At 38.0% G+C, this 898-nt stretch carries 2 pseudogenes; both read left to right on the forward strand.

The annotated features are described in order from the left end of the window. Positions 1–284 (forward strand): annotated as a pseudogene (locus R7093_RS24455) (hypothetical protein); the annotation flags it as partial. Between the two features lie 283 nt (positions 285–567). Next, a pseudogene (locus tag R7093_RS24460) lies at positions 568–898 on the forward strand (DNAase); the annotation flags it as partial.

The following is an 898-nucleotide window of genomic DNA, read 5'->3' on the forward strand; positions in this document are numbered from 1 at the left end:
CATTTGATGAAAGCTTGCATGGCAAGGAGATCGGAAGACATCCAGAACAAAGAACCCAGATGTACCATGTGAAAAAAATAGAAGGTAGAAGAAGTGAATACGATGGAACACTGAGTAACGAGGAAGCGGAGTTACTTTTGGCTGAGTGGGATCATGCTCAGGCACGCTCTACACATCAAGTTAACACGCTTCACGCCTCGGTAAATGGAATGCTGAATGATTATGAGAAAGCAGCGACATTAATGGGAGTTCATACGCAGGTGGCGCATACCCAACGAAGATAGGGAAAAGTGCACAGCAGCTTGGCTTGAAGATTAATTACACGAAAACCAGGACTAACCCTTTTGATATTGTCCCCAACATTGCTGCGAGGCAAACTCCATTGTCGACAAGTAGTCTCGTCCGTTGCTGTAAGTTTTTAGGATTGGTGATGAATGCAGAGGTCCCATACATTACCCTATTTTGGTGTTGAATCCTATCGAAGACAACTGATGATGTCTGGTACTAACATGGCTAGTAAACGTTTAAAAGATATTGATACATATTTAAAGAACAAGAGATAGAAATATGAACTTTATTAAAATGTGTAAAGATGGTTTTAGAGGAAAGCCGGATTTCTCTAACTTATTACATAATGCGTTTAAGATAGATGACTTAGTACTGTCATTTGAGTGTCCGAATAACATTTATGAAGGACATGTACACCAGGATCTTGTTAATTTAGAACAGTTCGATGTTGAATCAAAAATAGAGAGGCATGAAAGGTTTATAAAGTTAGCTACGGTATACTTCTTGTTTCATAAAGTAATATTAAACCCCTTGCTTCCTGTTAATAAACAAGGTGGTTTATATATTAGGTTAAAGGTAAAATCTGCTGGTGAAGGTATTAATAATATTA

It is taken from the genome of Vibrio sp. 1580 (assembly GCF_033340055.1).